At 41.1% G+C, this 23,584-nt stretch carries 23 protein-coding genes and 1 riboswitch; of the genes, 19 read left to right on the top strand and 4 right to left on the bottom strand.

The window, feature by feature from the left end; translation table 11 throughout:
• Positions 1-10 precede the first annotated feature (10 nt).
• The 5 genes from EAI95_RS03955 (at position 11) to EAI95_RS03935 (ending at position 5,856) form a co-directional block, all read left to right on the top strand.
• Positions 11-712, top strand: a complete 702-nt coding sequence (locus EAI95_RS03955; RefSeq protein WP_129822250.1) for a YwaF family protein — start codon at positions 11-13, stop codon at positions 710-712.
• Positions 713-740: 28 nt separating this feature from the next.
• Entirely contained in the window at positions 741-1,430 is a 690-nt protein-coding gene (locus EAI95_RS03950; RefSeq protein WP_129822249.1) for a TIGR02206 family membrane protein, read from the top strand.
• A 12-nt stretch (positions 1,431-1,442) separates the two neighbouring features.
• A complete protein-coding gene (locus EAI95_RS03945) occupies positions 1,443-2,123 on the top strand; it encodes a TIGR02206 family membrane protein (RefSeq protein ID WP_129822248.1) in 681 nt (226 codons plus the stop codon).
• 60 nt (positions 2,124-2,183) lie between these two features.
• Positions 2,184-4,109 carry a DUF2207 domain-containing protein gene (locus tag EAI95_RS03940; RefSeq protein WP_129822247.1) on the top strand — a complete coding sequence of 642 codons (1,926 nt, stop codon included), beginning with the start codon at positions 2,184-2,186 and terminating at the stop codon, positions 4,107-4,109.
• A 202-nt stretch (positions 4,110-4,311) separates the two neighbouring features.
• Positions 4,312-5,856, top strand: a complete 1,545-nt coding sequence (locus tag EAI95_RS03935; protein WP_129822246.1) for a peptide chain release factor 3 — start codon at positions 4,312-4,314, stop codon at positions 5,854-5,856.
• Positions 5,857-6,077: 221 nt separating this feature from the next.
• Here the strand turns inward: EAI95_RS03935 and thiT are convergent, their stop codons facing one another.
• Positions 6,078-6,653, bottom strand: a complete 576-nt coding sequence (gene thiT / locus EAI95_RS03930) for an energy-coupled thiamine transporter ThiT (RefSeq protein ID WP_129822245.1) — start codon at positions 6,651-6,653, stop codon at positions 6,078-6,080.
• Positions 6,654-6,734: 81 nt separating this feature from the next.
• A riboswitch (TPP riboswitch) is annotated at positions 6,735-6,859 on the bottom strand.
• 101 nt (positions 6,860-6,960) lie between these two features.
• Between thiT and EAI95_RS03925 the strand changes: the two genes are divergently transcribed.
• The 13 genes from EAI95_RS03925 (at position 6,961) to EAI95_RS03865 (ending at position 19,110) form a co-directional block, all read left to right on the top strand.
• Entirely contained in the window at positions 6,961-7,341 is a 381-nt protein-coding gene (locus EAI95_RS03925) for a PH domain-containing protein (protein ID WP_006596927.1), read from the top strand.
• 82 nt (positions 7,342-7,423) lie between these two features.
• Positions 7,424-8,332 carry a magnesium transporter CorA family protein gene (locus EAI95_RS03920; RefSeq protein WP_129822244.1) on the top strand — a complete coding sequence of 303 codons (909 nt, stop codon included), beginning with the start codon at positions 7,424-7,426 and terminating at the stop codon, positions 8,330-8,332.
• A gap of 701 nt (positions 8,333-9,033) precedes the next feature.
• On the top strand, positions 9,034-10,608 hold the full coding sequence (locus EAI95_RS03915; protein ID WP_048689137.1) for a DEAD/DEAH box helicase: 1,575 nt from the start codon (positions 9,034-9,036) through the stop codon (positions 10,606-10,608).
• 325 nt (positions 10,609-10,933) lie between these two features.
• Positions 10,934-11,680 (top strand): DeoR/GlpR family DNA-binding transcription regulator, encoded by a 747-nt coding sequence (locus EAI95_RS03910; protein ID WP_129268758.1) that lies wholly within the window; start codon positions 10,934-10,936, stop codon positions 11,678-11,680.
• Between the two features lie 208 nt (positions 11,681-11,888).
• Positions 11,889-12,365, top strand: a complete 477-nt coding sequence (locus EAI95_RS03905; RefSeq protein WP_048689142.1) for a PTS sugar transporter subunit IIA — start codon at positions 11,889-11,891, stop codon at positions 12,363-12,365.
• Positions 12,366-12,404: 39 nt separating this feature from the next.
• Positions 12,405-12,710 carry a PTS sugar transporter subunit IIB gene (locus EAI95_RS03900; protein ID WP_006148587.1) on the top strand — a complete coding sequence of 102 codons (306 nt, stop codon included), beginning with the start codon at positions 12,405-12,407 and terminating at the stop codon, positions 12,708-12,710.
• A 96-nt stretch (positions 12,711-12,806) separates the two neighbouring features.
• Positions 12,807-14,282, top strand: a complete 1,476-nt coding sequence (locus tag EAI95_RS03895) for a PTS galactitol transporter subunit IIC (protein ID WP_023026582.1) — start codon at positions 12,807-12,809, stop codon at positions 14,280-14,282.
• Between the two features lie 103 nt (positions 14,283-14,385).
• Entirely contained in the window at positions 14,386-15,270 is an 885-nt protein-coding gene (locus EAI95_RS03890; RefSeq protein ID WP_048715588.1) for an aldose 1-epimerase family protein, read from the top strand.
• Positions 15,271-15,339: 69 nt separating this feature from the next.
• Complete coding sequence (lacA, locus tag EAI95_RS03885; protein WP_023026584.1) at positions 15,340-15,765, top strand: galactose-6-phosphate isomerase subunit LacA; 426 nt, start codon at positions 15,340-15,342, stop codon at positions 15,763-15,765.
• Positions 15,766-15,781: 16 nt separating this feature from the next.
• A complete protein-coding gene (lacB, locus tag EAI95_RS03880; protein ID WP_023026585.1) occupies positions 15,782-16,297 on the top strand; it encodes a galactose-6-phosphate isomerase subunit LacB in 516 nt (171 codons plus the stop codon).
• Positions 16,298-16,308: 11 nt separating this feature from the next.
• On the top strand, positions 16,309-17,238 hold the full coding sequence (locus EAI95_RS03875) for a tagatose-6-phosphate kinase (protein WP_023026586.1): 930 nt from the start codon (positions 16,309-16,311) through the stop codon (positions 17,236-17,238).
• A gap of 1 nt (position 17,239) precedes the next feature.
• On the top strand, positions 17,240-18,220 hold the full coding sequence (lacD, locus tag EAI95_RS03870; RefSeq protein ID WP_129822243.1) for a tagatose-bisphosphate aldolase: 981 nt from the start codon (positions 17,240-17,242) through the stop codon (positions 18,218-18,220).
• A 251-nt stretch (positions 18,221-18,471) separates the two neighbouring features.
• A complete protein-coding gene (locus EAI95_RS03865; protein WP_129268762.1) occupies positions 18,472-19,110 on the top strand; it encodes a GNAT family N-acetyltransferase in 639 nt (212 codons plus the stop codon).
• A gap of 74 nt (positions 19,111-19,184) precedes the next feature.
• Here EAI95_RS03865 and EAI95_RS03860 read toward each other — a convergent pair whose 3' ends face one another.
• The 3 genes from EAI95_RS03860 to EAI95_RS03845 all read right to left on the bottom strand — a co-directional run bounded on the left by EAI95_RS03860 (position 19,185) and on the right by EAI95_RS03845 (position 22,631).
• On the bottom strand, positions 19,185-19,457 hold the full coding sequence (locus EAI95_RS03860) for a GIY-YIG nuclease family protein (protein WP_048689170.1): 273 nt from the start codon (positions 19,455-19,457) through the stop codon (positions 19,185-19,187).
• A complete protein-coding gene (locus EAI95_RS03855; protein WP_129268764.1) occupies positions 19,447-20,193 on the bottom strand; it encodes a tRNA1(Val) (adenine(37)-N6)-methyltransferase in 747 nt (248 codons plus the stop codon). The genes EAI95_RS03860 and EAI95_RS03855 overlap by 11 nt, the downstream gene beginning before the upstream one ends.
• 98 nt (positions 20,194-20,291) lie before the next feature.
• On the bottom strand, positions 20,292-22,631 hold the full coding sequence (locus EAI95_RS03845; RefSeq protein WP_129268766.1) for a cation-translocating P-type ATPase: 2,340 nt from the start codon (positions 22,629-22,631) through the stop codon (positions 20,292-20,294).
• A gap of 137 nt (positions 22,632-22,768) precedes the next feature.
• Here EAI95_RS03845 and EAI95_RS03840 point away from each other — a divergent pair, with 137 nt between their 5' ends.
• On the top strand, positions 22,769-23,512 hold the full coding sequence (locus EAI95_RS03840) for a 1-acyl-sn-glycerol-3-phosphate acyltransferase (RefSeq protein ID WP_129268768.1): 744 nt from the start codon (positions 22,769-22,771) through the stop codon (positions 23,510-23,512).
• Positions 23,513-23,584: the final 72 nt, after the last annotated feature.

Below are 23,584 nucleotides of genomic sequence, written 5' to 3'. Positions count from 1 at the left end.
GGGATATAAAATGACACTTTGGGATTTATTGTTTACGAACCAAAAATCAGCCCCGCCTGAGTTTGGGCTCTGGTATTTCATTCTACCAGCTTCTTTGTTGGTGGTTGGTTACTTTTCCATCAGATATGCGCGATCCAAAAGCTACCAACGCTTTTGGTATTGGGCACAGTTGATCCAAGTCTTGACCATCAATGCTTGGTATATTCTTGCCCACATGCCTTTGACGGATAATTTGCCTTTTTATCATTGCCGCTTGGCCATGTTGGTGATTCTCTTTGCCCCTAAAGGGACCTATATCAAGCAATATTTTGCTCTCTTGGGAGTTTTAGGATCGATTGCGGCCTTGGTGTATCCGGCCTTTGATCCTTTCCCATTCCCTCATATCACTGTGTTGAATCTAATTTTTAGCCACTGGGCCTTGCTTGCCAATAGTTTGATTTACCTACAGGATCATTATCAATCTGAAAAACAAGACAGCTTGAGAATTTTCAAGATCACTTTTGGCATGAATGCCTTAATTTTCTTGGTCAATCTTTTGACGAAAGGAGATTATGGCTTCTTACGGCGTCCACCAATCATTGGCGACCACGGTGCTCTCTTAAACTACCTCTTGGTTAGCTTTGTGATGGTGGCTGGAATTTTCTTAGTCAACCAACGTTATAAGTACAAATACAAGATGGTTGAAGAGACTGTTGGTTCGCGTTCAGAATAGAAAATAAATGAGCTGAGGTTAGGAAATCATGCCACTTTGGGATTTATTTTTCACTAGTCAACCAACGGCTCCTCCTCAATTGGGGGCTTGGTATTTCTTGTTGCCGACATCATTGGTAGTGGTGGGGCTTCTGTCTATTCGATTAGCCTCTTCCAAAGCCTATCAAAATTTTTGGTATTGGGGACAGTTGGTCCAGTTGCTGATTATCAACTCTTGGTATATTGCAGCACATTTGCCTATTTCAGAGAGTCTTCCCTTCTACCATAGCCGGATGGCCATGTGGATCATTCTCTTGGCTCCCAAGGGAAGGTTCAAGCAGTATTTTGCCCTGGTAGGAGTCTTTGGATCTATCATGGCCTTGGTTTATCCCGTCTTTTATCCCTATCCTTTTCCTCACGTATCCTCGATCAACAATGTCTTTGGTCACTGGGCCCTCTTGGCCAATTGCTTGATCTATCTGGTCCAATCCTACCAGGTGGAAGCAAGGGATGCCTGGAAAATCTGTCAGATGACTTTTGGGGTTAATGCTATTATTCAGCTCGCAAATCTTGTAACAGGTGGAAATTATGGCTTTATGCGTCGTCCTCCTGTACTTGGTGATCATGGACTTGTGCTCAACTATTTGATCGTGACCATCCTGATGACAGGGACCCTTATCCTGATCAATTCAATCTTTAAGTCCAGTAAGAAAAGAAAAAGAACATCTGAATCCGTTTAATAAGGAGATCCTATGCATCATTTTTTTACAACTGAATCCACTGCACCACCTGTTATACCGCTCCTCTGGTATGGGGTCATGGTTCTTTTAATCCTAATGGCAGTTTGGGCTTCATTACGTTACTTTCAAAATGAACAATTTCGAAAGATCTTTCGAAACTTACAAATTTTTCAATTGATCTGTCTCTATATCTGGTATTTTGCTTTTCAACTTCCCTGGTCCAATAGTTTACCCTTGTACCATTGCCGTTTGGCCATGTTTGCTGTCTTGCTGTTACCAGACCGATGGAAGAGCAAGCAGTTCTTTGCCTTGATGGGAGTCAGTGGGGCGATCTTTGCCTTGGGTTATCCGGTCTTTGATCCCTATACCTTCCCTCATATTACGAGCTTTTCTTTTCTCTTAGGGCATTACTGTCTCTTGGTTAATTCCTTGATTTATCTCTTGAGATGGTATGATTCGAGCCTTTTAAAAAATCGAGAAATTGTTCTTTATACTTTCGTCCTCGATTTATTTCTAGTCGGGGTCAACCAAGTCACTGGAGGCAATTATGGACTCATGGCGCGACCACCAATTATCAAAGGGGATAGTCTCTTGGTGAATTATGTCGTGGTTTCCAGCATCCTAGCAGCAGCCTTGCTTCTCTTTAATGTATTTTTCAGTCGCAGACCTGTTAGAAAAAGAGTCAGTCGATAAAAAGTTGAAGGAGGTTGAGACAATCAGTCTCAACCTTCTTTTAGTTAATAGGAGTTTGAAATGAAGAGGTTTTTACTAGTCATTTGTATCTTGTGTGGCTTATTTTGTACAGTTAGTCCGGCTCAGGCAGAGGATGACGTTCAGTATTCGATTGAGTCCTATGTAGGACACCTCCATTTGCAGGAAGATAGCCAGGCAACATTCACTCAAGAGATTACCTATGATTTTCATACGGGCTACAATGGTCAGTATGTAACTTTAGGGAATGCAGATCCCCTTCCTAAAGGATTTAAAATCCATGAAAATCCTCAAGTTGAAGCTTATGTGGACGGGGAAAAACGAGATATTCGTGTAGAAGAATCGGATCTCGGAGATGGTCGTCTATTAAAAATCTACAATTCGAGGATTGTTGGAGGCAAAGTTACCATCAAGGTTGTATGGAAGATTGATCATATTCTAGACCTGTATTCCGATATAGCGGAGCTCAATTGGTTCCCTCTTTCAGATGGGGATGAGGATATCGCGAAATTAGATTTTTATGTGGATGGTTTGGATGCCAAGCAGGGAGAATTGTATGCTCATACCGGTTATTTTAATCCACCAGCCCAGATTGACCGGACTGCGACTGGCTATCACATTCAGTTACGGAACTTCCCAAAGAATGGAAAATTGGAACTCCACGCATACTGGCCCATGACAGAAGCTCTGCGTCGAGGCCAATCTAATAAGATAAAAAAAGAAAATGGAAAAGATAAATTCCTAAAAAAAGAGAGATCCATTCAACAAAAAACATTCATCTACAAGACACTGTTTCTCAGAGTCGTGCCAATTGTATCGATTCTTTTATTTGTCCTAGCTTTTATTCCATGGATTCGCTATATGATCAGTACCAGAAATCGTCGGATTGTAAAAGGAGTAAGATTATACGAACCACCACAGAATTTACCACCATTAGTTCTAGCTAAGGCGCTGTATCAACTTGATTTTGAACAAATGGTGATATTTAGAGAGAAAGGTCAATTAAAATTTAACCATCTCATTCAAGCAACAATGTTAGATCTCATTGACCGAGGAAATCTTCGTTTGACTAGGGATGAAAACGGGGAAAGGTTGACCTGTCTTCACCATGAAGGCTTGGCTGATTTTGAATTGAAGTTTATTGACATGATCTTTGATCAAGAAACGGAAATCAATATCAGCGAGGTATTCTCAAAATATAAAATTAATCAAGTAGCTCTAAAAAAAGATTTTCGGGCTGCTAAAACAGAGGCACAACGAGATCGCATTCGAAAGGTCGGAAGTGATGTTCAATCGCTTTTAAAAAAAGATGCCCAGCAATTGTCAAAAGGTGTTGACAAGGAGATTGCGAAATTAGGATTGCCCTCTTATTTTAGAGACTTAACTGAGAAAGAAGAAGCTTTTTCAAAAACAGGCTGTGCCTTACACTTTTGGCTCTTACTGATCTTATTTGTGAGCATGTGTTTCTTAACATTTGGATTTGGTTCACACCTATCTTCATTCTATTTTTGGATCATTTTACTTTTGGTTCTGTTATTCATTCCATTTTATATTGTTGTGAAAATCCGTGAAGATCATCTACAATCCTTAGAGAACTTGGATTCGCAATTCCAATGGATGGCTTTTAGAAATATGATTGAAAGTATTCCAAATTTCAACCAAGCAGAACTTGAAAGTATCGTCCTATGGAATCGTATCTTAGTCTATGCAACTATGTATGGTCAAGCTAAAAAAGTGAGTCAGGTACTCCAAAATTATCAGATTCCCTTGCCATATGAAGACTGGGATGCTCTTGTTTGGCTCACATCCTCTCCAAATTCCTTCCTAGACGGGTCTACCTTAATGAGCTATGCAGCTGATTCCTACAGTGTTTCAAACTTCTCTATTAACTCCTCAGATGGCAGTGGTGGCTTTGACGGCGGTGGTTTCTCTGATGGAGGTGGTGGTGGAGGATTTGGGGCCTTCTAATAGCACTTGTTTCTTAATGAAGTCTGGGATGTAGAACAAATACAGTTCTCACTCAGGCTTTTTAATTTGTAAATACACTGATGATTGAAAAAAGGCTCTATTTCCGCTATAATAGGTTAGTTAAGGTAAAAGGAGAGAACCAATGTAGAAGGATCCTACTTACTAAAAAATATGCTTTTAAAAAATAACTGAGGATGAAAGAATGACAATAACTGACGAAATTAAAAAACGCCGTACCTTTGCCATTATCTCCCACCCGGATGCTGGTAAAACGACGATTACAGAGCAGTTGCTCTACTTTGGGGGAGAGATTCGGGAAGCCGGTACCGTAAAAGGGAAGAAAACAGGAAACTTTGCTAAGTCTGACTGGATGGATATCGAGAAGCAACGTGGGATTTCAGTAACCTCATCTGTGATGCAGTTCGACTATGATGGCAAACGGGTCAATATCCTTGATACCCCAGGGCACGAGGACTTCTCAGAAGATACCTATCGGACCTTGATGGCAGTAGATGCTGCGGTCATGGTGGTGGACTCTGCCAAGGGTATCGAGGCTCAAACCAAGAAATTATTTGAGGTTGTCAAACACCGTGGCATTCCAGTCTTTACCTTTATGAACAAGCTGGACCGTGACGGTCGCGAGCCACTGGATCTCTTGCAAGAATTGGAAGAGGTCTTGGGCATCGCAAGTTACCCGATGAACTGGCCGATTGGGATGGGGAAAGCCTTTGAGGGACTCTATGACCTTTATAACCAACGTTTGGAACTCTATAAAGGAGACGAACGCTTTGCAAGTCTAGAAGACGGAGACAAGCTTTTTGCCAACAACCCCTTCTATGAGCAAGTAAAAGATGATATCGAACTCTTGCAAGAAGCTGGGAATGAATTCTCAGAAGAAGCCATCCTTGCGGGTGAATTGACTCCTGTCTTCTTTGGTTCAGCTCTTACTAACTTTGGGGTGCAGACTTTCTTGGAAACCTTCCTCAAGTTTGCTCCGGAGCCACACGGCCACAAGAAGACAGATGGAGAACTTGTCGATCCTTATGATAAGGATTTCTCAGGATTTGTCTTTAAGATTCAGGCCAACATGGATCCTCGTCACCGTGACCGGATTGCCTTTGTGCGGATCGTATCTGGTGAATTTGAACGTGGGATGAGTGTCAACCTCCCTCGTACTGGTAAGGGTGCTAAGTTATCGAATGTCACCCAGTTTATGGCGGAGAGCCGTGAAAATGTCACCAATGCTGTAGCAGGAGACATCATCGGGGTTTACGATACCGGTACCTACCAGGTTGGAGATACTTTGACAGTTGGGAAAAATAAGTTTGAATTTGAACCACTGCCAACCTTTACACCTGAAATCTTCATGAAGGTATCTGCCAAGAATGTCATGAAGCAAAAGTCCTTCCATAAGGGAATCGAGCAATTGGTGCAAGAAGGAGCTATTCAGCTTTATACCAACTACCAAACGGGTGAATACATGCTTGGAGCTGTTGGTCAATTGCAGTTTGAGGTCTTTAAACACCGGATGGAAAATGAGTACAATGCAGAAGTCGTTATGAGCCCAATGGGTAAAAAGACCGTCCGTTGGATCAAACCAGAAGATTTAGATGAACGTATGTCTTCAAGTCGAAATATCTTGGCTAAAGACCGCTTTGATCAACCTGTCTTCCTTTTCGAAAATGACTTTGCCCTCCGCTGGTTTGCGGACAAGTATCCGGATGTGGAGTTGGAAGAAAAGATGTGATTCAGTAAGTCTACTTGATTGCAAAGCAATTTAAGTAGACTACGGCAAGTCCTATAAGACTTGCCTAACTGCCTCACTAACTTAGTTTTACAAATGGAATCGATTTTTAAAACTAAGTGTCGTAATCTAAAAGTTAGAAAGCGGCGTAGCTAACTAGTCTCTTGGTTCACTTTGGGAATAGAATATATAAATTAAAAAAGCCAGCTCAAGCGAGCTGGTTTTTATTGTTCTGTAATAAGGAGTCTTCCCAAAAATTCTTGTAAGATAAAGAAGACAATGAGGCTAGCAATGGTTTCCCCTAAGAAGGACGAACTATTCACAACAAGAGAATAAATGTAGGCACTTTGGCCAGCTGGAGCATAGCTTCCCCAGAAGATGACACCTGCAATATAGTGAATGAGGTAGCGTGCAAAACCACCCAAGACGACTCCGGCAGTAATATATGTGAGTGTCTGAACTCGTTTTTTATCTCTGATAGCCTTATCAAGGGCAGGTTTGACAGTTCCACTCAGTCCAATCAAACTGAAGGCTACAAAATACTCTAAGAAACCTTGGATTGGAGTCAACCAACCACCAGCTGCTTCCCCAGTTACGACTTGCAACAGTCCCCAGAGGAATCCCCCCATGGCACCAGCCTTAACGCCCCAGCGGAAACTGAGGAGAAAGATGGGAACCATCTTAAAAGATAGAGAAATCCAAGGACCTAAGGACATGGGTTGAGTAACCAAATCCAAAATATAAGCAATGGTCGCTAAAAGAGCAACCTCAATCATTGGTCGAATCGTAGTTTTCGACATAAAAAAACCTCCTATACCAATCGTTTTGATTGGCTCATTTGTTGCCACATCAAAACGTTGTCATAGAAGTTCTCTATTTCATTCTGTTTTGAAACACATCCCTACGCAGGTCCTAACCTGATCAGGTGGTAAGAGTTTAGGCCAGCAACGAACACCTCTGGTATCCAAGTTAGCCAATCTCAGCAATTGCTCCTCTTGTGACTCTCTCATTATACTATCAAAAAAACGTTCCCGCAACTTTTTAACTCGTAAAAAATATGGTATAGTTATTAAGATAGAAAATGCACAAGTTGTGGAGGAAAAAATTATGGGTATTTTTGCAGGTTTGATGGGCAATGCTTCTCAAAAAGACGTCGATAAGGTTGAAAAAGATTTAGGGGATATCCTGGTTCCAGGTGAGCAAGTAACTCTGGCTTTTAGTTTGATTCGTGACTTGATTGTCTTTACGGAGTACCGTCTGATTTTGGTGGACAAGCAAGGAATGACAGGGAAGAAAACGTCTTATAAATCCCTCCCCTATCGTTCCATTTCACGGTTTTCAGTAGAAACATCTGGTCATTTTGATTTGGATGCAGAATTAAAAATTTGGGTTTCATCAGCTGTAGAACCATCAGAAACACTTCAATTTAAGAGTGATAATAGTGTTATCGAGATCCAGCAGGCCTTAGCAGCCGCTGTATTGCGTTGATCAGTGAATGAGGACAGGACTCATCTAGCGATTTCGGATAATCGGGTAGGAGTACTGGTAGATAAGGTAAAGAGGAAACGAAATGTTCGTTGAAAAAAAGTTAGGAGATGGTCGGAGTTGGATTAATATTGATTCTGACTTGATTGCAGAAACATCCCAGTTGTACCAAAAGTATGGTATTGATCAAGAAACCATTGAATATGCATTGGATAAAAATGAACGTGCCCACATGGATTACAACCGTGAAAATGGAACTGTGACTTTTATTTATAATGTCTTGGACATGGAAAAGGAAAAGGAATATTATGAAACGATTCCAATGACTTTCATTGTCCAGGGGCCACGTCTTGTAACTATTAGTAACCGAGACAACGCCTATATTATTGCACAAATGGAACGCTATGTTGATGCTCATGAAAGTTTATCCACCTTTAAACTCTTGTTTGCAGGCCTTGAGATGATTAGTAATGCTTATTATCCGATTATTGAGCGTCTGGATAAACATAAGGACGAAATCAATCGTCTCTTGCGAAAAACCACGACCAGTAAGAACCTTTATGCTCTTTCTGACTTGGAAACGGGTATGGTCTATCTGGTATCTGCGGCCAAGCAAAATCGTATGTTGCTTGAACATATCAAGGCCCACCTGATCTATCGTCAATTAGATGATGTGGAAAAAGAACAGTTTGATGATGCCATGATCGAGGCCCGGCAGTTGGTCTCCATGACAGAGTTAAACTCTCAGGTCTTGCAGCAATTGTCTAGCTCCTACAATAATATTCTGAATAACAATCTGAATGATAATTTGACAACCTTGACCATCATAGAAGCCCTCTTGGCGGTCTTAGCAGTTGTCACTGGTTTCTTTGGAATGAACGTTCCATTGCCCTTTACCAATGAACCCAATGCCTGGATTTATATTTCGACCGCTAGCTTCGTCTTGTGGTTGATTTTATCACGAATCTTGCGCTGGATTGCTCATAAACGATAAAAAAAGAGAGGTAGGGAAGAAATTCCTTACCTCTTTCGTATCTTGGCTATTTCAGAAAAACCTTCATTTTTAATTCTGCCTCCCCTAAGAAGAAGAGGCAGTTTTGATACAAGTGATCGACTGTACAAAATCTTCTTGGAAATAGTAGGAGTAGATTTAAAAGTACTGAGTGGATTATAAACAATTTATAATTGGATTGAATCGTTGAATCAGTTAAATGAATGAAGCATTTTAATGATACTGAAATAACCTAAATACTAGAATCATTATACATATTTTTATTTTAAAAATCAAGGAAATAATCCCAAAATAAAAGGGGATTATTTATGCGTAAAAATTTTTAGAAAGCCTATTGTAACGCTGTTTTTGTGAGGTGCTTCAAATGAAAGAAGAGACTTTTTAGTCCTTTTTATTATTGCAAATTTAAAAAAGAAATTGGAAAGGGACGCAAAAATCATTCGAAGGTGGAAAGAGAATCTTTGTAAGGGTTTACCTAATAAAAACTTTTCAACCTGTTTCGTTTTACTATCTTTTAAACCTGGTCTATGGTATACTAGATAGGTTGCAAAAAAGCAGTACTTTTCTTTAGTGGAAAAGAAGCAACACGGTCTTTCATGAAAACTGAAAGTACGTCATGACAAGAAAAGTATAAACTAAGCGCTATAGGATGGCTTCGCACCATCTTTAGAAAGAAGAAAAACGTGAAATTTAATGAATTTAATCTTTCTGCTGATTTGTTAGCAGAAATCGAAAAAGCAGGATTTGTAGAAGCAAGTCCTATCCAAGAGCAAACTATTCCTTTGGCTCTTGAAGGAAAAGATGTTATCGGACAAGCTCAAACAGGTACAGGGAAAACTGCAGCCTTTGGCTTGCCAACCCTTGAAAAAATTCGTACCGAAGAAGCGACCATTCAAGCTTTGGTCATTGCACCAACCCGTGAACTAGCTGTACAAAGTCAGGAAGAACTTTTCCGCTTTGGTCGAAGCAAGGGTGTAAAAGTCCGTTCTGTTTATGGTGGTTCAAGTATCGAAAAACAAATCAAGGCGCTTAAATCAGGTGCTCATATCGTAGTTGGAACGCCTGGTCGTCTCCTAGACTTGATCAAACGCAAGGCCTTGAAATTACAAGACATTGAAACCCTCATCCTGGACGAAGCAGATGAGATGCTCAACATGGGCTTCCTTGAGGATATTGAAGCCATCATCTCTCGTGTCCCAGAAAATCGTCAAACCTTACTCTTTTCAGCAACCATGCCTGAAGCTATCAAACGCATTGGGGTTCAATTTATGAAAGACCCTGAGCATGTGAAGATTGCGGCTAAAGAGTTGACAACAGAACTGGTAGATCAGTACTATATCCGAGTTAAGGAACAAGAAAAATTTGACACCATGACTCGTCTCATGGACGTGGAGCAACCAGAGCTTGCGATCGTATTTGGTCGTACCAAACGCCGTGTAGATGAGTTGACTCGTGGTCTGAAGATCCGTGGTTTCCGTGCAGAAGGGATTCATGGAGACCTTGACCAAAACAAACGTCTTCGAGTCCTTCGTGATTTCAAAAATGGCAATCTGGATGTCCTCGTAGCAACAGACGTAGCGGCTCGTGGATTGGATATCTCAGGTGTAACCCATGTCTACAACTATGATATCCCACAAGACCCTGAGAGCTATGTTCACCGTATTGGCCGTACAGGTCGTGCTGGGAAGTCAGGTCAATCGATTACTTTCGTAGCACCAAATGAGATGGGTTACCTCCAAATCATCGAAAACTTGACCAAGAAACGCATGAAGGGCTTGAAACCTGCGACAGCAGAAGAAGCCTTCCAAGCTAAGAAACAGGTTGCACTCAAGAAAATTGAACGTGACTTTGCGGATGAAGCTATTCGAGGTAACTTCGACAAATTTGCAAAGGATGCTCGTAAATTGGCTGCAGAATTCAGCCCAGAAGAATTGGCCATGTACATCCTTAGCTTGACGGTTCAGGATCCAGATAGTCTTCCAGAAGTTGAAATTGCGCGTGAAAAACCATTACCATTTAAACCATCTGGTGGTGGATTTGGCGGAAAAGGCAAGTCTGGTCGCGGTGGACGTCGTGGTGATGACCGTCGAGATCGTGATCGTCGTGGCAATGGTCGTCGTGATGACTACCGAAAGGGTGGTCGTTCCAATGATCGTTTTGACAAAGAGAAGCGTTACCGTAAGGATCATAAAAAACCTCGTAATACTTCAAGCGAGAAGAAAACAGGCTTTGTGATTCGGAACAAAGGAGATAAATAAAAAATACAAGGGTAAACAGTTGTTTACCCTTGTATATTTATAAGGAGACCGAAATTCGTAAACAAAACGTTTGCTATCACTATGTGGTAGCGCTATCAATTCTGTTAACATATTAAGAATACAACTTTTTATAAGTCCTGTCAACAGATTTGCTAAAAAAAATCTACTTTTTTTAAAAAAGTGAACAAAAAAATGATCAATTCACAAAAACGATCAACAAAATAAGTGATTAATATAGAAAAAAATCGTCAAAATGTTTGTTTCTTATTGAAAATGTTCACCATTATAGTATAATGAAAGCAGAAATAGGAAAGTAGGACGTCATATGAAAGAGAGTAGACATGTAGCAATCTTACAAGAGTTGGATAAAAATGAAGTGGTCTCTGTTAAGGATCTAAGTGATCTCTTGGGTGTAACGGATATGACAATTCGACGGGATTTGATGGACTTAGAGGAGCAAGACCTATTGGTTCGTGTTCATGGAGGGGCCCATCGAAAAATCAAGGATAGTCTGACAGAAGTCTCTCATACAGAAAAGAACATGTTGAACGTGGAAGAGAAAAGGGAGATTGCTCAAAAATGTGCGGCTTTAATCGATGAAGGCGATACAATTTTTATTGGGGCTGGAACCACTACGGATTTTATTGGCGATTATCTTGAAGGGAAACATGTCAGTATTGTCACCAATTCCCTACCTATTTTTGAAAAATTAAAAGATCAACCCAATTATGACATTATCCTAGTGGGAGGTCGATATAGGGTCAAGACACAGACCTTTGTAGGGCAGTTTGCTAATAAGCTCTTAAAGGAAATTAAGGTTTCGAAAGCCTTTATCGGGGTAAATGGAATCGACGGTCATACAGCAATGACTGCAAACGAAGAAGAAGGAAATGGTAATAAAATTATTCTTAACAATGCCATTGAAAAGTATGTAGTAGCAGATAACAGTAAGTTTGACAGCTATTCTTTCTATGCTTTTTACCGTCTAGATGATTTAGATGCGGTGATTACCGATCATTCTATCTCTAATAAGGTGCGAGAAAAATACAATTCTTATACAAAAATTTTGTAAAAATTAGAAAAGAAACAGCTAAACGGCCAGGATTCAAGCAGATTCTGGTCTTTTTTATATCCTTTAATAGGGGAGGGGTTATAAATAAATCTATAAAAAATAAACAAAAAAGAACAAAAAATTACATATTGTAATTGACAGCGCATTCATATAGTGATATACTTATCATGTAATTAAAAGATATTTTAAAAGTGGAAGGGGTGAAAAGATGGGATTAAATCAACTGTTTAATCGGGAATTAGTCTTTTGCCTAGATGTTGCGAATCAAGAAGAATTGTTTGACCAGGTTGCAACTTTATTGGAAGAACGTCAGATTGTGACAGATTCTTATCGAGCTGCATTAAAAGAGAGAGAGAAATCGTTCCCTACTGGCTTGGATATGGAATTTCTAGGAAAGGATCTTCCGAATGTAGCGATTCCTCATACGGATATCATCCATAACCTAACAGAGAATATTGTAGTTGTTCGATTGAAAAATCCGGTAACCTTCCACAATATGATCGCACCTGATAAAGAAGTAGAAGTTTCTCTTTTATTCTTCATCATTAACAATTCTAGTTCCAGCCAAACAAACATTTTGGCGCATTTGATGGATTTCTTTACGACAAATGGAAATCTTGAAAACATGTCGAAATTGGAAACTGAAGAAGACTTATATCGCTATATCACAGAAGCGATTGCTTAATAGTAAAAATTAAAAATATTTATAATGGAGGTCATTCAAATGATTAAAATTTTAGCTGCCTGTGGTGCAGGGGTTAACTCAAGCCACCAAATCAAAAGCGCTCTAGAAGAAGAGCTTTCAAACCGTGGATATGATGTACAATGTGATGCGGTAATGGTAAAAGATGTGAATGAAGATTTGATTAAAGGTTATGATATCTTTACACCAATCGCTGCAACAGATTTAGGCTTTGATCCTGGTATTCCAGTAGTTGAAGCTGGTCCAATCTTATTCCGTATTCCAGCTATGAGCGCTCCGGTATATGACAATATCGAAGCAGCCATCAAAGAACACGGTTTAAGCTAATTCGTTTATCTGTATTTTGTAAGCGGTTCCTATGCCTGGAATTGCTGACATTCTTAATTTTGTAAAATATAAAAATATAAATCGGGAGGATTTATTATGAATGGCATTATCGATTTTGCCAATAAGTTTTTCAAACCCATTCTAGATATGGGTGCACCGATCATCATGTTGATCGTCCTAACTCTATTGGCACTTTTGTTTGGAGTGAAATTCTCCAAAGCGCTTGAAGGTGGTATTAAACTTGCCATCGCCCTTACAGGTATCGGTGCAATCATCGGTATGTTGAATGGCGCTTTCTCAGCGTCTCTTGCAAAATTCGTTGAGAACACTGGTATTCAATTGAATATCACAGACGTTGGTTGGGCACCACTTGCGACCATCACTTGGGGGTCTGCCTGGACACTTTACTTCTTGCTAGTTATGTTGGTTGTCAACATTGTCATGCTTGCAATGAAGAAAACAGATACACTTGATGTCGATATCTTTGATATCTGGCACTTGTCTATCACAGGTCTTTTGATTAAATGGTATGCGGATAAAAATGGAGTTAGCGCAGGAGTTTCCCTCTTAGTTGCCACTCTTGCAGTTGTTCTTGTAGGGATTATGAAAATCATCAACTCAGACTTGATGAAACCAACATTTGACGATTTGTTGAATGCACCAAGTTCATCACCTATGACTTCAACTCACATGAACTACATGATGAACCCAATCATCATGGTTTTGGATAAAATCTTTGACAAATTCTTCCCAGGTCTTGACAAATACGACTTTGACGCAGCTAAATTGAACAAGAAAATTGGTTTCTGGGGATCTAAATTCTTCATCGGTTTCCTTCTTGGTATCGTCATCGGTATCATGGGTACTCCACATCCAGTTGCTGATGTAGCTGATGCTAAAACTTGGGAATTGGTTATTAAAGGTTGGTTGAGCCTTGGTTTGACTGCCGGTGTCTGCTTGGAATTGTTCTCATTGATCGGTTCTTGGTTCATCGCAGCGGTAGAACCATTGTCACAAGGTATTACAAACGTTGCTACTAAACGTCTTCAAGGACGTAAATTCAATATCGGTTTGGACTGGCCATTTATCGCTGGTCGTGCAGAAATCTGGGCTTGTGCAAACGTACTTGCACCAATCATGTTGATCGAAGCAGTGCTTCTTTCTAAAGTCGGAAATGGTATCTTGCCACTTGCAGGGATCATCGCTATGGGTGTGACTCCAGCTTTGTTGGTTGTAACACGTGGTAAATTGATCCGTATGATCGTGTTTGGAACACTCTTGTTGCCACTCTTCCTTCTTTCAGGTACTCTTATCGCACCATTCGCTACTGAATTGGCGAAAAGTGTAAAAGCCTTTCCAGAAGGAGTTGACAAAGCTCAATTGATCACTCACTCAACTCTTGAAGGACCTGTTGAAAAATTGCTTGGTTGGACAATCGGTAATGCAACAACTGGTGATATTAAATTGATTATTGGTGTTGTTGCCTTCTTAGCATTCTACGTTGGAATCTTTGCATGGTACAGAAAACAAATGATCAAACGTAACGAAGAATACGCAGCAAATGCAAAATAATCCGCTCCTAAATATGTAACTTGATAAAACTAGGGTATCAATTTTCCAGACATGGAGGGGTAGCCTAGTTTTTTCTCTAAAATAACATGCTAAGGAGTGAAATATGAGGATAGCTTTAAAAAATAATGATCTGGAAGTTTGTTTCAAGGAGTTAGGTGGTGAGCTGACCTCTATCAAGGATCAGGAAGGTATCGAATATCTTTGGCAGGGTGATGCTCAGTATTGGAGTGGCCAAGCCCCAGTTCTCTTTCCTATCTGTGGTTCGGTTCGAAATGATACAACCATGTATCGCCCTCAAGGTGTTGGGAAGATCCCTCGCCACGGGCTGGTTCGCAAGAAAAACTTTGAGCTGGTAGAGCAAACAGAAGATCGGGTGACTTTTGGGATAGAAGATACGGAAGAAATGTATCAGCAATATCCCTATCATTTCAGATTAGAAATTTCTTATCAATTACTTGGTAAGAAGATTCAAGTAACCTATCGGGTTCACCATCTTGGTGAGGAAGGAGTCATGCCCTTTTTCGTTGGTGGCCATCCAGGATTTAATTGTCCGTTACTGGCGGATGAAGGATTTGAAGATTACTACCTGGAATTCGAACAAGAAGAGACCTGTAGTATTCCTAAATCCTATCCAGAGACAGGCTTGCTAAACGTCTTTGATCGGACACCTTTCTTACAGCAAGAGAAAATCCTAAATCTCGATTACGATCTCTTCCAAAAGGATGCCATCACCTTAGATTGCTTACAATCAAGAAGGGTGATCCTCCGCTCTAAAAAGCACGAAAAAGGAGTAAGCCTTCATTTTCCAGATTTTTCAAACTTGATTATCTGGACAACACCAAATAAAGGACCTTTTATCGCTTTAGAGCCTTGGTCTGGTTTATCCACTTCCCTTGAAGAGAGTGATTATTTGGAATATAAAAAGCAAGTTCGACTTTTGCCAGCAGGTCAAGAAGCAGAACTTAGTTTTGAAATCGAAATTTTATAGAAAATAATGTTGTTGAATATAGAAGTTTCTGTATTTGATTGAAAAATGAATTAAAAGAAGGAGCATAATATGTCAGTTATTATTGGTGCGGATGCAGCAGGTATCCGCTTAAAAGAAGTAGTCAAAGAATATTTGGAAGCAGAAGGTTTCCAAGTGGTGGATGTGACAGAAGAAGGGCAAGACTTTGTCGATGTGACTTTGGCTGTCGCTAAGGAAGTCAAACAAGCAGAAGACAATCTTGGTATCGTCATTGATGCCTATGGTGCTGGTCCATTCATGGTCGCTACTAAAATTAAAGGAATGGTTGCGGCAGAAGTTTCAGATGAGCGTTCTGCCTACATGACTCGTGGCCACAACAATTCTCGCATGATCACCATGGGTGCTCAAATCGTGGGTGACCAATTGGCCAAAAATATCGCCAAAGGTTTTGTAAACGGTAAGTATGACGGCGGTCGCCACCAAATCCGTGTCGATATGCTCAACAAGATGTGCTAAGGGGAGGAGTAAACGAATGAAAATTGCAATTGGATGTGACCATATTGTCACAAATGAAAAAATGGCTGTTTCTGAATTTTTGAAATCAAAAGGTTATGAAGTCCTTGACTTCGGAACCTATGACCATGCACGTACCCACTACCCAATTTTTGGGAAAAAAGTCGGAGAAGCAGTCGCTAGTGGTCAAGCAGATCTTGGAGTATGTATCTGTGGTACTGGTGTTGGAATTAACAACGCTGTTAACAAGGTTCCTGGAATCCGTTCAGCCTTGGTTCGCGACATGACAACTGCTCTTTATGCGAAAGAAGAGTTGAATGCCAACGTGATTGGTTTTGGTGGGAAAGTAACCGGTGAGTTGCTCATGTGTGATATCATTGAAGCTTTCATTCATGCAGAATACAAACCAAGTGAAGAAAACAAGAAATTGATTGCCAAGATTCAACATTTGGAAACCCATAATGATCACCAAGAGGATGCAGACTTCTTTACAGAATTCCTTGAAAAATGGGATCGTGGTGAATACCACGACTAAGAGGTGAGGATATGATCTTAACTGTCACCTTGAATCCTTCCATTGATATTTCTTATCCCTTGGAAGAATTAAAGTTGGATACTGTGAATCGTGTGTCGGAAGTTTCTAAGACGGCTGGTGGGAAAGGGTTAAATGTCACCCGTGTCCTAGCTGAGAGCGGTGAAACAGTTGGAGCAACAGGTTTTGTTGGGGGGACCAATGGTCAATTCATCAAGACCCATCTTCCACGAGATGTCCAATCCTTCTTCTATGATATCCTGGGAGATACGCGGAACTGTATCGCCATCTTGCATGAAGGAAATCAAACAGAAATCTTAGAAGCGGGTCCAGAAATTATCCGGACGGAAGCTTTAGGATTCCTTCATCATTTCAAACTCCTCATGCCGACAGCGGATGTGATTGCTATTTCGGGGAGTCTTCCTACAGGGCTACCAGTGGACTATTATGCGAGCCTAATTGAGATTGCAAAAGAAGCAGGACGCAAGGTTGTACTTGATTCATCAGGCAAATCTTTAGAAGCGGTCCTTCACTCACCATTCAAACCAACGGTGATTAAACCCAATCGCGAAGAATTATCTCAACTCTTAGGACGGGATGTTTCAGCGGATTTTGAGGACTTAAAAGAAGTTTTGAAAGACCCACTGTTTGAAGGAATCGAATGGATTATCGTCTCCTTAGGTGGAGATGGTGCCTTTGCCAAACATGGGGACAGCTTCTATAAGGTCGATATTCCAAAAATAGAAGTGGTCAATCCAGTGGGATCTGGAGATTCAACCGTGGCTGGGATCTCTGCCGCCCTCAGTAGCGGAAAAGATGACGCGGCCCTCTTGACCCATGCTATGGTCTTAGGGATGCTAAATGCCCAAGAAAAGATGACAGGGCATGTCAATATGGCCCACTACGATGATTTGTATCAGAATATAATTGTAAAAGAGGTATAAGATGGTATTAACAGAACAAAAACGCAACTATTTAGAAAAATTGAGCACCAAAGAGGGTGTGATTTCAGCCTTGGCCTTTGACCAACGTGGTGCCTTGAAACGCCTCATGGCTCAGTACCAAGATACAGAACCAACAGTGGCTCAAATGGAAGAATTGAAGGTCTTGGTGGCTGAAGAATTGACACCATTCGCATCTTCTATGCTCTTGGATCCTGAGTATGGACTTCCTGCTACTAAGGTCTTGGATGCAGAAGCAGGTCTCTTGTTGGCTTATGAAAAAACTGGCTACGACACTTCTAGCACCAAGCGTCTGCCAGACTGCCTTAACCTTTGGTCAGCTAAACGCATCAAAGAACAGGGTGCAGATGCAGTGAAATTCTTGCTCTACTATGATGTGGATAGTGCAGAAGAACTTAACCAAGAAAAACAAGCCTACATCGAACGCATTGGTTCAGAATGTGTTGCAGAAGAAATTCCATTCTTCCTTGAAATCTTGGCTTATGATGAAAAAATCGCGGATGCCGGATCTGTAGAATATGCGAAAGTAAAACCTCGTAAGGTCATCGAAGCTATGAAAGTCTTCTCAGACCCACGCTTCAACATCGATGTCTTGAAGGTAGAAGTGCCAGTCAATGTCAAATACGTTGAAGGTTTTGGAGATGGAGAAATCGTTCATAGCCGTGAAGAAGCTGCTGCCTTCTTTAAAGAACAAGAAGAAGCAACTAACCTTCCATACATCTACTTGAGTGCAGGTGTTTCTGCCAAACTTTTCCAAGAAACCCTCGTCTTTGCGCATGAAGCAGGCGCGAACTTCAACGGGGTCCTTTGTGGTCGTGCAACTTGGGCTGGATCTGTAGAAGCCTACATCAAGAATGGCGAAGCAGCAGCTCGTGAATGGCTCCGTACAGAAGGTCGTCGCAACATTGAAGAGCTCAACCAAGTCTTAGACCAAGTCGCAACTTCTTGGAAAGAGCGTATTTAATTTTCTTAGTTCCTAACGTATCAAATAGTCTTTCTAGAAAAATCTAGAAGGACTATTTTTTTGTTTCTATGCAGGAGTAGTTCCGTCATTCATCAAAAATTGGTTCCCAATGTTCATAAATCTGATTAAGCTTTCATTCACTATTCAAATGGCTTCGGATTTGTAAGAATTTATGTGATAATTTCATATTGCAATCGAAAAAAAGAGTATTTTACAGTATAATGGACTTATTAGAATGAAGGAGTTGGCGTATGGAAAGGATCGTATATAGAGAAGCAAGGCTAGATGAGTACAAGCTAATTGGAAAAGTCTGCGCTGATGCTTTTATGAATTATCCATTTTTAACCGTCATTAAAGAAGATTTAAAAAAGCCTGAATACTTTCCGGCCTTTATTGAGCTATTGCATACCTTGTTAGTCAAGCTCTACATCAAAGGGGAAACTTGCCTAGTTGCTGAACGAGATGGAGAAATTATAGCTGTAGGACTCTTGCAACAAAAAGATTTCTCAATGGTCTCTTACCTACTAAATGGAATTTTTAAGTTATTCCGTTACATTAGCCCTTGGAAATTAATGAAATATCTGGACCTGGTGGAGCGTTCGGAGCAACATTTGAAAAAATCCGGAAACTTCGACTGGTATTTAATGATGTTTGCTGTGAGCCCAACTATTCAGGGCCAAGGTGTTGGTAGTCATTTTCTCCAAAACGGGATTGAGCCTTACGTCAAGGCCAAAGGTTGTAAGCGTCTAGGCTTGATTACCAGTACCCAGCAAAATGTCTTTTTCTATGAAAAAAATGAATTCGTTCTATTAGATTCTATGGTGCTTGACTATGGAAAACAAAGTGTTGGAAATTGGGCATTTTTGAAGACCCTTGATGACGAATCCTAGATGATTAAAAAAAGGAGCTCTTGTGGCTCCTTTTAGCATGCAAACAGATGATTGTTAGATCATTTAGGTTACCTCTATTCTGGATCTAGTTTAGATTGTTGATGCTTGATATAGGTCAGTTTTTCCTCTCGGCTCTTCCGTTTAAAGAGTGCTTCGGCTGACATAGCAGCTCTTTTGTCGGGGAAAGACTCTTGGTAGATCAAGGTCACAGGAAGTCTGGGACGTGTATATTTGGCGCCTTTGCCAGCATTGTGGGTTTTGATACGGCGTTCGATATCGGTGGTGTAGCCAGTATAAAGGGTCCCATCTGCACACTGGACTACATACATATAAGCTTTAGTTTCCATAATAAATCTCATGAATCTCCGGCGTATAGCTTCCATCTTCCTCATGGATGAACAGTGGAGGCAGAATTTTTAGACCATCTCGCGATCCATCTTTAATGGCCTCAATGAGAAGCATGTTGGCATCTTTATGGACCTTGGGATAGACAAATTGAATCCGTTTAGGAGCCAGATTGTAGTGTTTCATGGTTTCAATGATATCTAAGAAGCGATCCGGACGATGTACCATGACGAGTCGGCCATTGGACTTGAGAGTCCGTTGGGCCACTTGACAAATTTGGTCCAAATTGGTGGTGATCTCGTGACGAGCTAGCAAATAATGAGGGCTCTCATTTAAATTGGAATGCTCGTCCACTTTAAAGTAGGGAGGATTACAGAGAATAAGGTCGATTTTACTACCAGGGAAATGGTGGGGCAAATTTTTTAAATCATCGGTAATCATGGACATACGGTCGGAGAGGCCATTCAATTGGATGGAACGCTCTGCCATGTCGGCGAGTCTTTCTTGAATCTCCACTCCAACGATGGTTGCTTTGGTGCGCGTGCTAGCGAAGAGTCCGACAGCGCCATTGCCGGCACAAAGATCGACAATCAGACCACGGTTGGGCAACTTAGGAAAACGTGACAAAAGGACACTATCAATAGAATAGCTAAAAACCTCTCTGTTTTGAATGATTTTTACATCACTAGAAAATAGTTGGTTGACGCGTTCGCCGTCTTTTAATTCGATATCGTTCATGGCTCTATTATAGCATGAAAAGAGGGCGGGGAAAAGCATAGAAAGGGATAAGAAAAAATAAGGACAGAACTTTTGTTCCATCCTTATCAAAGAGTTGTTTAATCAAATTCATATTTTTGATAAATGGTCGCCAAGATGAAGATTCCCGTAAAGAGAGCCATCAAGGCAAGGTAGACTGGGAAGGTCACAGCTGTCAATGTTCCGATTTCAATCAGACCTTTCAAGTAAAAGGCAGAGAGATAGAAACCGCAGACAGAGAAGATAATTAAGAGACCTCGCCAGATATTGAGTGGCAAGCAAGCCCGAATAACGGACAAGAAGCCAATAGATCCTAACAAGTAGTAGGAAAGGGTAGACATGTCCAGGCTAGACCAGCCATGATGAGCTCCCCATAAACGAACAAATAAGACGCTAAAGACAACCATCAAGGCATTTGGTAAGGCCAGATGCAAGGAGCGTTTGAGGAAGTGTTTTTCCACTGGCTTAATGTTTCGTTCAAAGGTCAAGACAAATGGAGGGAATCCTTCGACAAACTGGTCAATCAGTGTAATCTGAATCGGAATAAATGGGAAGATCAACAAGTAGTTGATGTCAAATAAAAGGGCACTTGCGATACAAATAATCGCCAGAATGAAGGAGTAGATCGTCTTAATAAAGAAGATAGGAGCGATTCGTCCAATGTTATTGACGACCCGACGACCTTCAAAGAGAATTTCTGGAACATCATTAAAGTCAGAGTTTAACAAGACGAGATTGGCAATTTGACGAGTTGCAGGATCGCCTTCGGCCATCACGATGGAGCAGTCAGCTTCTCGTAAGGCTAGGATATCATTGACCCCGTCCCCTGTCATGGCAGTGGTTCGACCAGCAGCCTTGAGGGTTTGAATCAAGAGTTTCTTTTGATGAGGAGAAACCCGTCCAAAAATGGCTGTACTTTCAGCTAGGTCCACCAACTCATCGTCCTCAATCTTAGAACAGTCAATATAACTTTCGTAGCTTTCAAAACCAGCTTCCTTAGCAATGTAAGAAACAGTGACTGGATTATCACCAGAGATGATTTTGAGATCTACATCTTGGGAGCGAAGATAATCCAAGGTTTCGGCAGCCCCTTCGCGGATTGGATCGAGGATTTCAATGACGGCGATCGCTTCTACATCACTTGGCAAAGTCAAATCATGCATATCAATGGCTTCCACACTGCGAGCTAAGATCAAGACCCGTGATCCATGGGCTTGGGCTTCCAATACCGCTGGAGGATTTTCTTTGAGGAGCATTTCTGGGGCCCCTAAATAAACGGTCCCCAAGTTGGTCAGGGTCATGGCCCCCCATTTTCGATCACTTGAAAATGGAATGATTGATTCTGCTGTATAAGCGTGTTCTAACTCGCCATATGCTTTGCGGATAGCTTGGGCAGTTGGGTTGTTATCCTCAGAATTTTGCATATAGGCAGCGAGAATAACTTCGATAGTTTCTTCAGAAAAGTGTTCAGACAGGGAGTGAATGCCTTTGACGGTCATTTTTCCTTGGGTGATGGTTCCTGTCTTATCCAAACAAAGAGTATCGACACGAGCCAGGGTTTCCACAGAGTACATCTCTTGGACCAAGACCTTGCGCATCCCCAACTTGATCACGGCTGTCAAGAGAGAGGTCACTGTCAGAAGGGCAATTCCTTTTGGCAACATGCCCAGGAGAGCAGTGGAAGAGGTAATCACAGAATCTTTCACTGGAAGCAGTTTAATCAAAAAGGCTTCACAGAAGAGGGCGATTCCAAATGGGATAATAATCTTTCCAGTAAAACTAGAGATTTTTGCGAGATTGTAGAGGATGCGAGAGTTGATGGGTTTGAGAGTTTTCGCCTCAACCATCAATTTATTAGCATAGTTATTGGCCCCCACACGTTTGACACGAGCGTAGACCTGGCCACTCGCTAAGAAGCTACCGGATAGAAGTTCATCTCCCTCTTCCTTGAGAACCAAGTCACTTTCTCCCGTCAGCATGGCTTCGTTGGCTTCAGCAACTCCCTTTTGAACGATGGCATCACTCGGAATTTGGTCTCCAGCAGATAGCTTAATCAGGTCGCCAAGGACGATTTCCTCTGGATCAATGGTTTCCTCTTCCCCGGCTCGGATGACAGTGACGAGCTCCTTACTCATCAAGTTCAATTTATCAATCATCCGTTTAGCGCGGAGCTCTGTAGCAATCCCGGATAAGGCATTAAAGCAGATGACTGCAAAAAAGACCAGATTGCTCCAGGCTTGTACCGCAACCAAAGCGAGGGCGATCACAAAGTTCAAAGCATTAAACAAGGTGAAGACATTGCGCTTGATGATTTGCCAGGTACTGGTACTGGTATTCGCTTTAAATTCGTTGGTTTGGCCACGCTGTATTTTTTTGCGGACCTCTTCATGGGTTAATCCCTTTAATTCATTCATTTCCATAAAAACATCATATCATTTTTTTAAGAAAAAGACTAGATGCAGTCAGTTTGTTGAGTCATCAAGTTTTTGAAAAGATTTGCGGGGAAGAGAAGGATACGGTATAATGGATAAACAAGAGAATTATCAAAGGAGAAAGCATGTTTTATACCTATTTACGTGGCTTAGTGACCTTTATTTTATGGGTTCTGAATGGAAATGCTCATTACCATCATAAGGAACTGATTCCGAGTCAAGAGGAAAATTACATTCTCGTAGCTCCTCATCGAACTTGGTGGGATCCGGTCTACATGGCCTTTGCGACTAAACCCAAGCAATTTATCTTTATGGCTAAGAAGGAACTCTTTACCAATCGGATTTTTGGATGGTGGATTCGCATGTGCGGGGCTTTCCCAATTGACCGTGAAAATCCAGGTGCAGCAGCGATTAAATACCCAGTGAATATGCTCAAAAAAAGCAAGCGTTCCTTGATTATGTTTCCAAGTGGAAGTCGCCATTCTCAGGATGTTAAGGGTGGAGTTGCTGTGATTGCCAAGATGGCCAAGGTACGTATTATGCCTGTCACTTATACGGGTCCAATGACTTTGAAAGGACTAGCGACCTGTGAACGGGTTGACATGAACTTTGGGCACCCTATTGATATCTCTGATATTGCAAAAATGAATGATGAGGGAGTGGAAGAAGTTGCAAGACGTATCCAGGCTGAGTTTGATCGCTTAGATGCGGAATCTCAGGCACTCCGCAACGACCGAAAACCTTTTATCTTCATCCGTTTGTTGAAGTTTTTACTGCTGCCATTTGTCTTGGTTGTCGCTTTACTGACCCTCTTGTTTAGTTATATCGCTAGTTTTGTTTGGGATCCGGACAAGCATCGGAAAGACTAAGCAGTAATCTAGATAAAAAGAATGTCAAAAATCATGTGATTTTTGACATTCTTTTTTTATTTCTTCGATTTT

The sequence above is a fragment of the Streptococcus sp. bf_0095 genome (assembly GCF_004166885.1).
Classification (GTDB): Bacteria; Bacillota; Bacilli; order Lactobacillales; family Streptococcaceae; genus Streptococcus.
Note: the sequence above shows the minus strand (reverse complement) of the source record. Positions and strands in the feature narration are given on the sequence as shown.

Excerpts from the sequence above, each read along its gene's own strand:
- EAI95_RS03955 (WP_129822250.1), top strand. The coding sequence starts at position 11 with ATGACACTTTGGGATTTATTGTTTACGAACCAAAAATCAGCCCCGCCT.
- EAI95_RS03950 (WP_129822249.1), top strand. The coding sequence starts at position 741 with ATGCCACTTTGGGATTTATTTTTCACTAGTCAACCAACGGCTCCTCCT.
- EAI95_RS03945 (WP_129822248.1), top strand. The coding sequence starts at position 1,443 with ATGCATCATTTTTTTACAACTGAATCCACTGCACCACCTGTTATACCG.
- EAI95_RS03940 (WP_129822247.1), top strand. The coding sequence starts at position 2,184 with ATGAAGAGGTTTTTACTAGTCATTTGTATCTTGTGTGGCTTATTTTGT.
- EAI95_RS03935 (WP_129822246.1), top strand. The coding sequence starts at position 4,312 with ATGACAATAACTGACGAAATTAAAAAACGCCGTACCTTTGCCATTATC.
- thiT (WP_129822245.1), bottom strand. The coding sequence starts at position 6,653 with ATGTCGAAAACTACGATTCGACCAATGATTGAGGTTGCTCTTTTAGCG.
- EAI95_RS03925 (WP_006596927.1), top strand. The coding sequence starts at position 6,961 with ATGGGTATTTTTGCAGGTTTGATGGGCAATGCTTCTCAAAAAGACGTC.
- EAI95_RS03920 (WP_129822244.1), top strand. The coding sequence starts at position 7,424 with ATGTTCGTTGAAAAAAAGTTAGGAGATGGTCGGAGTTGGATTAATATT.
- EAI95_RS03910 (WP_129268758.1), top strand. The coding sequence starts at position 10,934 with ATGAAAGAGAGTAGACATGTAGCAATCTTACAAGAGTTGGATAAAAAT.
- EAI95_RS03905 (WP_048689142.1), top strand. The coding sequence starts at position 11,889 with ATGGGATTAAATCAACTGTTTAATCGGGAATTAGTCTTTTGCCTAGAT.
- EAI95_RS03900 (WP_006148587.1), top strand. The coding sequence starts at position 12,405 with ATGATTAAAATTTTAGCTGCCTGTGGTGCAGGGGTTAACTCAAGCCAC.
- EAI95_RS03895 (WP_023026582.1), top strand. The coding sequence starts at position 12,807 with ATGAATGGCATTATCGATTTTGCCAATAAGTTTTTCAAACCCATTCTA.
- EAI95_RS03890 (WP_048715588.1), top strand. The coding sequence starts at position 14,386 with ATGAGGATAGCTTTAAAAAATAATGATCTGGAAGTTTGTTTCAAGGAG.
- lacA (WP_023026584.1), top strand. The coding sequence starts at position 15,340 with ATGTCAGTTATTATTGGTGCGGATGCAGCAGGTATCCGCTTAAAAGAA.
- lacB (WP_023026585.1), top strand. The coding sequence starts at position 15,782 with ATGAAAATTGCAATTGGATGTGACCATATTGTCACAAATGAAAAAATG.
- EAI95_RS03875 (WP_023026586.1), top strand. The coding sequence starts at position 16,309 with ATGATCTTAACTGTCACCTTGAATCCTTCCATTGATATTTCTTATCCC.
- lacD (WP_129822243.1), top strand. The coding sequence starts at position 17,240 with ATGGTATTAACAGAACAAAAACGCAACTATTTAGAAAAATTGAGCACC.
- EAI95_RS03865 (WP_129268762.1), top strand. The coding sequence starts at position 18,472 with ATGGAAAGGATCGTATATAGAGAAGCAAGGCTAGATGAGTACAAGCTA.
- EAI95_RS03860 (WP_048689170.1), bottom strand. The coding sequence starts at position 19,457 with ATGGAAACTAAAGCTTATATGTATGTAGTCCAGTGTGCAGATGGGACC.
- EAI95_RS03855 (WP_129268764.1), bottom strand. The coding sequence starts at position 20,193 with ATGAACGATATCGAATTAAAAGACGGCGAACGCGTCAACCAACTATTT.
- EAI95_RS03845 (WP_129268766.1), bottom strand. The coding sequence starts at position 22,631 with ATGGAAATGAATGAATTAAAGGGATTAACCCATGAAGAGGTCCGCAAA.
- EAI95_RS03840 (WP_129268768.1), top strand. The coding sequence starts at position 22,769 with ATGTTTTATACCTATTTACGTGGCTTAGTGACCTTTATTTTATGGGTT.